Origin of the sequence: Intrasporangium sp., from assembly GCF_036566125.1 — a bacterium.
In the GTDB taxonomy this organism is placed as follows: Bacteria; Actinomycetota; Actinomycetes; order Actinomycetales; family Dermatophilaceae; genus Intrasporangium.
The window spans coordinates 1-11,193 of record NZ_DATCWX010000310.1; the positions used below are offsets into that span (position 1 = coordinate 1).

General features: G+C 68.4%; 11 protein-coding genes. 5 read left to right on the top strand and 6 right to left on the bottom strand.

What is annotated here, in order from left to right:
• The 4 genes from VIR15_RS18780 to VIR15_RS18795 form a co-directional block, all read left to right on the top strand.
• Positions 1–513, top strand: a 513-nt coding sequence (locus VIR15_RS18780; protein WP_331930557.1) for an RsmA family anti-sigma factor, incomplete at its 5' end; no start/stop codon positions are given.
• A 140-nt stretch (positions 514–653) separates the two neighbouring features.
• Positions 654–1,709, top strand: coding sequence for a thioredoxin-disulfide reductase (gene trxB / locus VIR15_RS18785; protein WP_331930559.1), 1,056 nt, complete (start codon positions 654–656; stop codon positions 1,707–1,709).
• Between the two features lie 110 nt (positions 1,710–1,819).
• Positions 1,820–2,143, top strand: coding sequence for a thioredoxin (gene trxA, locus VIR15_RS18790; RefSeq protein WP_331930561.1), 324 nt, complete (start codon positions 1,820–1,822; stop codon positions 2,141–2,143).
• 115 nt (positions 2,144–2,258) lie between these two features.
• Positions 2,259–3,551 carry an N-acetylmuramoyl-L-alanine amidase gene (locus VIR15_RS18795; RefSeq protein WP_331930563.1) on the top strand — a complete coding sequence of 431 codons (1,293 nt, stop codon included), beginning with the start codon at positions 2,259–2,261 and terminating at the stop codon, positions 3,549–3,551.
• Between the two features lie 44 nt (positions 3,552–3,595).
• Here the strand turns inward: VIR15_RS18795 and VIR15_RS18800 are convergent, their stop codons facing one another.
• Positions 3,596–4,255 (bottom strand): GNAT family N-acetyltransferase, encoded by a 660-nt coding sequence (locus VIR15_RS18800; protein ID WP_331930565.1) that lies wholly within the window; start codon positions 4,253–4,255, stop codon positions 3,596–3,598.
• A gap of 157 nt (positions 4,256–4,412) precedes the next feature.
• On the opposite strand from VIR15_RS18800, the gene VIR15_RS18805 reads away from it, so the two are divergent.
• A complete protein-coding gene (locus VIR15_RS18805; RefSeq protein WP_331930567.1) occupies positions 4,413–5,429 on the top strand; it encodes a glutathione S-transferase family protein in 1,017 nt (338 codons plus the stop codon).
• Positions 5,430–5,496: 67 nt separating this feature from the next.
• Here the strand turns inward: VIR15_RS18805 and VIR15_RS18810 are convergent, their stop codons facing one another.
• From VIR15_RS18810 to VIR15_RS18830, 5 genes are all read right to left on the bottom strand, one after another.
• A complete protein-coding gene (locus VIR15_RS18810) occupies positions 5,497–6,330 on the bottom strand; it encodes an alpha/beta fold hydrolase (protein ID WP_331930569.1) in 834 nt (277 codons plus the stop codon).
• 93 nt (positions 6,331–6,423) lie between these two features.
• Positions 6,424–7,314, bottom strand: a complete 891-nt coding sequence (locus VIR15_RS18815; protein ID WP_331930571.1) for a metallophosphoesterase — start codon at positions 7,312–7,314, stop codon at positions 6,424–6,426.
• 84 nt (positions 7,315–7,398) lie between these two features.
• Positions 7,399–8,280 (bottom strand): Fpg/Nei family DNA glycosylase, encoded by an 882-nt coding sequence (locus tag VIR15_RS18820; RefSeq protein WP_331930573.1) that lies wholly within the window; start codon positions 8,278–8,280, stop codon positions 7,399–7,401.
• 1 nt (position 8,281) lies between these two features.
• Positions 8,282–9,370 carry a ParB/RepB/Spo0J family partition protein gene (locus VIR15_RS18825; protein WP_331930575.1) on the bottom strand — a complete coding sequence of 363 codons (1,089 nt, stop codon included), beginning with the start codon at positions 9,368–9,370 and terminating at the stop codon, positions 8,282–8,284.
• Positions 9,371–9,544: 174 nt separating this feature from the next.
• Positions 9,545–10,495, bottom strand: a complete 951-nt coding sequence (locus VIR15_RS18830) for a ParA family protein (RefSeq protein ID WP_331930577.1) — start codon at positions 10,493–10,495, stop codon at positions 9,545–9,547.
• Positions 10,496–11,193 lie beyond the last annotated feature (698 nt).

The window sequence follows — 11,193 nt, forward strand, 5'->3', positions numbered from 1 at the left end:
GCCGTGGTGGCGGTCGGCGGTTCCGCGCTCCACCTCAACAAGCGCGCCAACGGCACGGCATCGGTCGGCAACGCCAGCGCGACCGTGACCACCCCGACGCGACCGTCGCTGGCACCGACCGGATCGCCCGGGCCCACCGGACCGATCGGCGCACCCGTCGGTCCCTCGAGGCCGAACGTCCACCTCCAGCTCTCGGAGCGGGACTACACCGAGGCCGGCCTCGCCGAGCAGGCCAGGGCAATGCTCAGCAACCCGGACGCGCCCATCCAGGTGCTCGCCGCGGAGGCGCCCACGCTCGGACCCATCGCGACGGAGGTCGGTCTCGATTCCTGCCTGAGGGCCCACTCGCTGCCGACAGACGTCCCCGTGCACGTCGACCTCGCCACCTACGAGGGCCGCCCGGCAGCCGTCATCGTGGTGACCCAGGGCGGTCGCAGTACCGTGCGCGTCGTGGAGCGCACGTGTACTTCGGGCCACCCCGCGCCCCTGACGGACGCCACACCCGTCCCGTGAGACCCAATACCCCATGCCGTATGCCGCTGGGCTCGCTCCGTGGCCGCCCCCGGCTTCGTGCCGTCCCCCACCGACGGGAATGCCGAGCGCCTAGGATCGGTTGAGCCGAGCAGCAAACCCCGTCCAAGGAGTATCGCGACATGTCGGAAGACGTCCGCAACGTCATCATCATCGGTTCGGGACCAGCTGGGTACACGGCCGCCGTCTACGCAGCTCGAGCCAACCTCAAGCCGCTCGTCTTCGAAGGCGCCGTCACCGCCGGTGGTGCCCTGATGAACACGACCGAGGTGGAGAACTTCCCGGGCTTCAGGGACGGGATCATGGGCCCGGAGCTGATGGAGCAGATGCGTGCCCAGGCCGAGCGCTTCGGGGCCGAGCTCGTCACCGACGACGTCACCGCCGTCGACCTGAGCGGCGATCTCAAGACGGTCACTGATGGTGCGGGCAAGACCTACCGGGCCAGGGCGGTCATCCTCGCGATGGGCTCGGCCTACCGCGAGCTCGGCCTGCCCAAGGAGAAGGAGCTGTCCGGTCACGGCGTCTCCTGGTGCGCCACCTGTGATGGCTTCTTCTTCCGTGACCAGGACATTGCCGTCATCGGCGGCGGCGACTCGGCCATCGAGGAGGCGACCTTCCTGACGAAGTTCGCCAGGTCCGTGACGATCGTGCACCGCCGTGACGCGCTGCGGGCCTCGAAGATCATGGCGGACCGAGCGCTCGCCAACGACAAGATCACCTTCGCCTGGAACAGCGAGGTCGCGGAGATCCACGGCGACGGCAAGCTGAGCGGGCTCACCCTCCGTGACACGCGGACCGGCGATCTCCGTGAGCTGCCCGTCACCGGCATGTTCGTCGCGATCGGCCACGACCCACGCAACGAGCTGCTCAGAGCCGACGGAGCGGCAGACAGCAGCGGCGACGTCGCCCTCGACGACGCCGGCTACGTCCTGGTCGACGCTCCGTCCACGCGCACCAACGTCGCCGGCGTGTTCGCCTGCGGCGACCTGGTCGACCACACGTACCGCCAGGCCATCACGGCGGCTGGCACCGGTTGCTCCGCCGCCCTCGATGCCGAGCACTACCTCGCCGCTCTCGAGGACACCGCCTCTCACGAGCAGGCCGCTCATCAGGCGGCGCTCATCGACGAGACCGCCTCCAGTCCCATCCCGACGTCCGCCGTCGGCGCGAACGCCTAGCCTGACAGCGCCCCACAGCCGACGACAAACGGCCACAAACTGTCACCACCCGCCCACCCCGCCGCGACCGGCAAGCAAGCCCAGCGGCATACCCGAGGGAGAGACCCAGCATGGCACTGAAGGAAACGACCGACGCCACGTTCGCTGATGACGTCCTGATGAGCGACAAGCCCGTGCTCGTCGATTTCTGGGCGGAGTGGTGCGGTCCGTGCCGCAAGGTCGCCCCCATCCTCGAGGAGATCCACGAGCAGTACGGCGACAAGGTCGAGATCGTCAAGCTCGACACCGACGCCAACATGGACACGGCTGCCCGTTACGGCGTCGTCTCGATCCCGACGCTCAACGTCTATGTCAAGGGTCAGGTCGTCAAGTCGATCGTCGGCGCCCACCCCAAGCCCAAGCTGCTGCGCGAGCTTGAGGAGTTCATCGCCTGACCCTCTTGACCATGGCTCACCTGCAGTGGGCTGACCTGATGGGGTGGTCCGCCCGACGCGGCGCCGCCCCATCGGCGTACTACAGTGCACAGGTCCCCGTCCCCGAAGGAGGCCCGTGACCAGGCACCAGGTTGTCGTGCTCCGTCGCGGAGACCGCGGACTCGCCGTTGCCGACGTCTGCGACCGGCTCGTCATCACCGGTGACCTACCTGCCGACTGGGTCGCCAGCGCCGGGCCTCGTGACAGCGTCGAGTTCGACGAAGAGGTCGAGCATGCCGTCAAGTCCTTCCAGCAGCGGCGGGGCCTGCTCGTCGACGGTGTCGTCGGCCGGTCCACCTACTCCGTGCTCGACGGCGCCCGGTGGTCGCTCGGTGACCGCGTCCTGCGGTACCTGCCCGGGCACCCTCTTGAGGGTGACGACGTGGCCCAGCTGCAGGCCCGCCTTGCCGAGCTCGGTTTCAGCCCCGGCAAGATCGACGGGATCCACGCCGGCGCGACGGATACCGCCCTTCGCCATTTCCAGGCGGGGGTGGGCCTCGACGCTGACGGGACCCTCGGCCCGGACACGATGCGCGCCTTCGTGGCTCTGCGCAGGTCCGTGACGGGCGGCTCGGCCATCGCCCTGCAGGAACGCGAGTACATCCGGCGTGGCGGCTACAGCCTGAGCGGGCGCACCATCGTCCTCGACCCCGGGCATGGCGGCGACGACCCCGGGACCACCGGCTTCGGCCTCATCGAGTCAGACCTCGCGCTCGACCTGGCGCAGCGCATCGAGGGTCGCCTCACCGCACACGGCGTGGGCGTCGTGTTCACCCGGACGAGCGGGCCGGGCGGCGAGGAGGTCGAGCGGGCGACGCTCGCGAACTCCATCGATGCCGATCTGCTCCTCTCCATCCACACCGACCACACTGACCACTCCGACCGCTCGGCGGGGATCGCGGCCCACGGCGCGGCGACCTTCTTCTACGGACAGGGCGAGGAACGCGGCGAACCGCCTGGCGACCAGCCCAGCGCGGGACCTGGTGCAACGGCCGGGCCGGGGCGCGGTTGGTCGGTCATCGGGGAGCGTTTCGCGGACCTGCTCCTGCGCGAGGTCGTGGCCCGAAGCGGCCTCACCGACTGCCGCACCCACCCTCGGAGCTGGCCCCTGCTGCGCCGGACCCGGATGCCGGCGGTCCGGCTCGACATCGGCTACCTCAGCCACCCGTCCGATGTGGCGGTGCTGTCCAACTCGCACACGCTCGACCGCATCGCGGAGGGCGTCGTGGTCGCGCTCCAGCGTCTCTACCTCGGTGAAGCGGACACCGGCCATACCGGCATGCTCAGGCTTGTCGACCTGCGCCGCCATCTCGAGTCGATCGGAATGGGCCAGGCCGGGCACGCCCGTCAGCCGCGTCAGGGACGGTGACCCTCCTCACCATCGAGTGAACACCTTTCGGGCACATCAGTCGTTCAGTCGACTGCTCGGGTGACCCGCGCTCGAGTGGCTCCGTCTGGAGGCGTCTCCGGGACGGGTTGGACGCCGGACACCTTGGCGAGCGCCTTGCGCACCGCCGCGGCCGCTCCGTCGCGCACCGTCACGATGGTGCGCAGGTCGAGGCGCAGGCGCGGGTAGACGGGGTGGTCCCTCGCCACCCGGAAGCCGAGGTTCTCGACGAATGTGCTCTCGAGAACACAGGGGTGCTTGCCCACCGCCTGCGGGCGAGCCGCGATGACCTCGATGGACCGAACCCGGTGGCGCAGGGCCTCCTTGACCGCCGTCTGGACGAGGACCTTGCGCAGGCCCCGACCGTGTTGGTCGGCGTTGATGCGAATCGTGAGGAGCATCAGCGTCGCCGGATCGGACGGTGTGGTCGGGAAGGCGGCGAGGCGCGGCACGTAGCGGGCCGGGGCGAGGAGAACGTGGCCGACTGGTCGGTCGTCGATGTAGGCGATGCGCCCCGGAGCACCCCAGTTGACGGTCACCTCCCGAACCCAGTCGGACAGCAGGTCGAACGGCTCACTCGGGAGAACGGCACCGTTGCGGGGCACGGTCTGCCAGAAGGTGCACAGCGCCGAGTCACCAGCGAGGTCGGCGACGCGATCGACGGTCAACGGGCGCAGGTCACGCACGGTCCAGCTCCTGGCCTCCGAGGTCCATGTCCCCATTCTGTCCCGGGCTGGACGAACGCGCGTGGCCAGTCTTGGCCGGGTGTGTGACGCGACCACCGCGCACGGTGACCGGCGCGTGGAAGCGAGCTCAGCAGCATACGGAACCTATGGTTGGGACATGACTGAGCAGGGCACCTACGTCGAGCCGAGCTACCAGCGGGACACGCGCTACATCACCACCCGGATCACCGCGGACGGTCGTGAGGGCTATCCGGTGGAACCGGGGCGTTACCGTCTCGTCGTGGCGCGCGCATGCCCATGGGCCAACAGGGCGATCATCGTGCGCCGGTTGCTCGGCCTCGAGGACGTGCTGTCGATGGGGATCTGCGGCCCGGTGCATGACCAGCGAAGCTGGACCTTCGACCTTGATCCCGGAGGGATCGACCCGGTTCTCGGCATTCCACGGATCCAGGACGCCTACTTCAAACGCGACCCCAACTACCCGCGCGGGATCACTGTCCCCGCCATCGTCGACATCCCCTCGGGCGCCGTCGTCACCAACGACTTCGCCCAGATCACGCTGGATCTCTCGACGCAGTGGCGCGACTACCACCGCGACGGAGCGCCCGACCTCTATCCCGAGCGGCTGCGTGACGAGATCGACGACATGGCGGAGGTGAACTACACCGAGGTCAACAACGGGGTGTACCGGTGTGGTTTCGCGGGGACCCAAGAGGCGTATGACGAGGCTTATGACCGGCTCTGGCGCCGCCTGGACTGGCTCGAGGAGCACCTGGCCACGCAGCGCTACCTCGTCGGTGGGCACATCACGGAGGCCGACGTGCGCCTTTTCACCACGCTGGTCCGCTTCGACCCCGTCTACCACGGCCACTTCAAGTGCAATCGGGTCAAGCTCGTCGAGCTGCCGAACTTGTGGGGTTATGCGCGCGACCTCTTCCAGACGCCGGGCTTCGGCGACACGATCGACTTCACCCACATCAAGGCTCACTACTACGTCGTGCACCGTGACATCAACCCGACCGGGGTGGTCCCGGGAGGGCCGGATCTGTCCGTGTGGGCGTCGGAGCACGACCGAGCCGCCTTGGGCGGGTCGCCCTTCGGTGATGGGACACCGCCCGGGCCGCCACGCGAGGTGGTCCCGCCCGAGCACAACCCCGCCCTGGGGCTCCTTTGATGCGTGCCGTATGCCGCTGAGTTCCCTTGCGCTGCAAGCGGACTCGCGCTGGCGACGCCGACTGTGATCAGCTGGCTGCTCGCCGGATGAAGTCGGCGATGACCGGTGCGAGGATCGACGCTGGGATCTCGTGGAATCCGCCCTCCAGCTCCTGGTACTCACCCTTGGGCAAGCCCTCCGCCACTGCTCGGGCGGCTGCCGGGAGGAAGGGCATCGCCGTGCCGGTGCTGCTGACGGCGAGGACCGGCGCCTCGATTCTGGCGAGCAGCTGGTCCGGCATGACCGGGCTGGGACCCATGCACAGTCCGTCGTAGCGGACCGTGTAGGTCAGCGCGAGCATGGCGTCCCACATGGGTGTGCCGCGCATCCCGTCGAGCATCTCCTCGGGGAGGCCGACGGCTCGGGTGTGGAAGTAGCGGAGGATTCCTTCACGATCGCCGTTGGCCTCGAGCTCCTCGAGCGTCTCGATGTAGCGCTCCGGCCACGGGGGCGCTCCCTCGACCTTGTAGGGCGGCTCGAGGACCGAGGCGGTGTCGACAGGGGCGCCTGCGGCGATTGCCTCCAGGACGAGCGCTCCCCCTGAGGAGACGCCGTGGGCGTGGGCACGATGGCCCGCCGCGTCCGCGCCGGCAGTTGCGGTGATGACCGCGGTGAGGTCCTCGATCTCCCGCTGGACGGCGTAGGGCTTGGTGTCTCCGCTGTCCCCCCGACCACGGCGGTCGTAGGCGACACCGTTGAGTCCGTGCGTCGCGGCGGCCTGGGCAAGCTCGCGGCCGGCGTTGCGGTCGTTGAAGGCGCCTCCGACGACGACCATGACGGGGCCCGTACCGTAGCTCTCGTAGGCGATCGGTGTCCCATCCGCTGAATGGGCCATCGAGTGGGTGGTCTGGCTGGTGGTCATGTCTGCTCCTTGGTCGCGAGTGGCGTGCGGTCCCCGACACCCTTAGGTCGACGGGCGACCCCGGTTCTCGACACGGCGAATCTCGACGTTTGCTCAGCGCTTGGTCGAGAAGACGGCTCGACGCTGCTCCTCCGGCACTGTTCCGATGTACGCGATGACGGCTTCGTTGATGGCCGGCCACGACTTGTGCTGTTCGACCGGGACAACCGTGCCCACGACGTCATCTGCGTGGACCTCGATGAGGTTCCAGGACTGGGGGCCGTCGACCCCCACGAGCAGCTCGCGGGGCGCGCCGGCGTCGTCGACATAACTGACACCGCCGGCGACGAAGACGGGGATCGTGCCCAACGTCCCGAAGCTCGTCACGTGGAGGTGGCCACTGAGGATGGCGCGAACATCGGTGCCCTCGAGGGCTGCGCGCAGCCGGGGCGCGTCCTCGAAGTCGAGCAGCTGCATCATCGGTGAGCGGTACCTGATCGGCGGGTGGTGCATGACCAGGATGGTGCCGTGCTCCGCGGGTTGTGCGAGTTGCGTTGACAGCCAGTCGTATTGGGTGTCGGAGAAACCACCATGATGGAAGCCGGGAAGGGCCGAGTCCAAGCTGATGATGCGTAGCCCACGCACCATCGTCACCGCGTCCTGCGGTTCGTCGGTGTCGGCGCCGTTGAGGCCGAGCGCAAGTGCTCGGCGCTCGTCGTGGTTCCCGCCTGTCATGACGACGGGGGCGCGGAGCCGTTCCGCAACCGGCTCGACGATCTCGCGGAGGAGCGTGTAGGCCTCCGGCTGGCCTTGGTCGGTGAGATCACCTGAGAGGACGAGTGCGTCGAAGTGCTGGGCCGACTGTTCAACGCGGGCGAGCGCCTTGTGCAGTTGCGACGCCGTGTCGATGTGGCCATGCAGGAGCGCGTCCCCGGCGATGAGGTGCATGTCGCTGAGGTGCGCGATGACGTGGGTCGGTGCGGGCAGGCTTCCGGCAGGGACCATGGAGAGAGAGTATGCCGCCAGGCTGAGGCCTGGGCGCTGACGGCCTAGATGATGCGTGGGGCCCTTCGTGCGGGTCAGAGCTTGTCAGCGTTTGCGGCGACGCTGGCAGCCGGGACACCAGTAGAGCGTCCGGCCTCCGAGGACCTGCTCCCGGATCCGGCGGCCACACCGGTCGCACCTCTCCCCTGTGCGCTGGTAGGTGTGAAAGCGCCGCTCGAAGTGGTCCCCGAGCCGCTCCCCAGTGAGTCCCTCGGTGATCGCGAGGGCTGACCCATCCCCGACCAGCTCGGCAGCGGCGTCCACCTGATCCTGCATGGTGAGGATCTGCGAGAAGGCCGCTCCAAGCGGGAGCAGTGCGACGAGGTCATCCCAGAGCGAGTCCCAGAGGCGGCGTCCGAGCTCGCGTCCGGGGGTGAAGGGATCGATGCGGTGCCGGAACAGCACCTCGCACCGGTACACGTTCCCCACGCCGGCGAGAACGGACTGGTCGAGAAGGAGCTCGGCAATGACTTTGCGGCTCCGGCTGATTCGCGCCCAGGCTCGACCGGCGCCGTCCGCGAGCACGTCTGGTGCGTGGAGCGGGTCCGGGCCGAGCTTGTCGAGGATTGTCTGGCGCGACGGCTCGTCGATGAGGGCACAGATCATCGGCCCGCGAAGCTCTGCGATATGACTGCGGCCCTCCAGCCGCAGCCGTGGCGGTGATGCGGCCGTGCCCTCCTCCGATCGTTGTTTCACGTGAAACGAGCCGATGAGTCCGAGGTGGACGTGGAGGGTCAGGTCCGCGAGGTCGTCGAAGTGAATGAAGAGATGCTTGCCCCGGGCCGAGGCGTGATCAAGAGTGCGGCCGTCGATCAGGGTGGCGTCGGCGGCGAACCGGCCCTGCGGACTGCTGACATCGACCTGCTCACCGCCCAGCGTCCGGTTGAGCCGAGCGGCGAGGGCGTGGATCGTATGGCCCTCCGGCACGTCAGGTGGTCGGCTCGAAGCCCATGAGGTCAAGGATCCGTCTGAGGTCCTCCATCGAGGCGAACTCCACGGTGATCTTGCCCTTGCGCTGTCCCAGCGCGATGTTGACGCGTGTCTCGAGATGGTCGGACAGACCTGCGGTGAACTGATCCAGCTGTGGGTGGCGGCTACCAGCTCGGGGTCGCCGCGGCTTGGGAGCGGCGTCACCGTCACCGATGGCGACCAGCTCCTCGACGTTCCGCACCGAGAGCCCTTCGGCGACGATGCGCTGCGCCATGCGCTCCATGGCAGCGCCGTCCGGCAATCCGAGCAGGGCTCGCGCGTGCCCCGCGCTGAGCACCCCCGCGGCGAGGCGTCGCTGCACGAGGGGAGGCAGCTTCAGCAGACGGAGCGTGTTGGAGATCTGCGGGCGTGAGCGACCGATGCGCTGGGCGAGCTCTTCGTGCGAACAGCCGAAGTCGTCGAGGAGCTGCTGGTAGGCGGCCGCTTCCTCGAGCGGATTGAGCTGGCTGCGATGAAGGTTCTCGAGGAGCGCGTCACGCAGGAGCGCGTCGTCGTTGGTGTCCTTGATGATGGCGGGAATCGTTGCGAGGTCGGCCTCCTGGGTCGCCCGCCAACGCCGCTCTCCCATGATGAGCTCGTACTGCCTGCCGTCGGCATCGGCGACCTGGTCCGCGGGGATCCGACGGACCACGATCGGCTGGAGCACTCCGATCTCGCGGATCGAGTGGACGAGCTCAGCCATGTCGTCCTCGTCGAAGACGGACCGAGGCTGCTTCGGATTCGGACGGATCAGCTCGAGATCGATCTCGGCGAACTGCGCGCCGGGGACCGGCGTCAGCCCGCTCTCTGTTGGGAAGTCCTGGTGGCCTGGGAGAGCCCCGAGCGCCGATGACTGGCCGTTGCCCGATCCTGATCCCGCGGCGCCGGCCTCGATGTCACGTGGCGTCGCCCCGGCCGGGGGCACCACCTGGCTCCCGGACTTCTGCTCCGGGAAGAACACATCGACCGGGCGGCCGGATCCGCTTGTTGGGGCACTCGGGATGAGCGCCCCCAGTCCCCGACCCAGTGCCCGCCGCTTCTCCGCCATGTCCGTCCCCTCAACGTCGTCGTCGCGACTCTCGCGCGGCCCAAGTCTAGGTGAGGGCCCGACCGGTTCCGGTGAGGCTTCACGCGGCCGGCGCCGGTGTCATGCCCGCTGTTTCACGTGAAACAACGAGAGCCACCGGCCTTCCCCCAACTCTGCCGATTGTCGCGCGCTCGGTCAGATGTTGCCCGCTGCTCCGCGGTCGGCGATCTCGCCAGCGGCCTCGAGATACGCCAGGGCGCCACTGCTCGTCGGGTCATAGGTCATGACCGTCTCGCCGAAGCTCGGCGCCTCGGACACACGGACCGACCGCGGCACTGTTGTCCGGAGCACTTCCGCGGGGAAGTGCTCCCGGACCTCGTCGGCGACTTGGGCCGAGAGGCGGGTCCGGCCGTCGTACATCGTCAGGAGGATGGTCGAGACGTGCAACTGCGGATTGAGGTGCGCCTTGACCAGCTCGATGTTCTTGAGGAGCTGGGAGAGGCCCTCGAGCGCGTAGTACTCGCACTGGATGGGGATGAAGACCTCCGACGCGGCCACCATCGCATTGACGGTGAGCAGCCCGAGGCTGGGCGGGCAGTCGATGAGGACATAGTCGTAGTCGTGCCCCAGCTCAGCTGCGGCTCGGATCGCCTTCTGCAGCCGAGTCTCGCGAGCCACGAGCGACACGAGCTCGATCTCTGCACCGGCGAGGTCGATCGTTGCGGGCGCGCAGAAGAGACCCTCGACGGTCGTGCAGGGCTGAACCACTTCGAGCAGCGGCGCGCCATCCACCAGGACGTCATAGATGGAGGGCACTTCGGCATGGTGGTCGATGCCGAGCGCGGTGCTGGCATTCCCCTGCGGATCCAGATCGATGACGAGGATCTTGAGGCCGGACTGTGCCATCGCTGCCGCGACGTTCACCGTCGTCGTCGTCTTGCCCACTCCACCCTTCTGGTTCGCGACCGTCATCACCCGCGGCTGCACCGGCTTGGGGAACGGTCGGCCCGTCAACTGGATCCGTCGCCGGACGTTCTCGGCGACGGCATGTTCATCCTCGAGAGATCCCATTCCATCGCCCTGGTCAGCCCGGTCCGTTTCACGTGAAACGACGGTTCCCGTCGCGCTCAGGGTTGGGTCTTCCACATGGTTTTCCCCAGCGCCCTGGACCGCCTCTTCGTGCGTGATCGGGCCGCTCTCGATGACGATGTCCACATCATTGTCCACAGGGCTAACCACGCCGCTTTGGAGCACCGGCCCTGACCCCGCGGGCAGGTCGCGATCCTGGATCTGCGACGAAACACCGACGTGGAACGTCACACTCGGCAGGGGGGCAGGAGCCGAGTCAACTGCCCCGAGGCCATCGCCAGCAACGTTCACGCTGCCGTCGGCGTCGGCAACGGCACCGCCCGTCACGGGCGACGGAACGGACGCAGCCGGCTCGACGATCTGCTGCTCAGCGGCCGACGACGCGAAGTAGATGTTCGCCCCGATCGCGCGACCGTCCGCGGATCGTGCCTCTGAATGAGCTCCGCTCCGAAGGGCGGCGCCGAATCCTGCCGACCTCCAGGGTCCCGTCGAGGCGGACCCTTCTGAACTGACCGCACCCCCGCCCCCACTGAACGGATCCCCTTCTGGACCGTGCGGAGGGTCGCCGGCCGTTGCGGAGTCAGCGCTCTCGGACGCCTCGGGCCCAGGTTCCAGCGACGTCGACTGATGGGCCTCCAGCCCGGCTGGTCGTGACTCGGTGAGCACTGGCTCCGCGATGGAGTCGGATTCGTGGGCCCCTGGCGCTTGCCCCTCAGCAACCTCCGAGCCATCCTCCTCAACCGTTTCACGTGAAA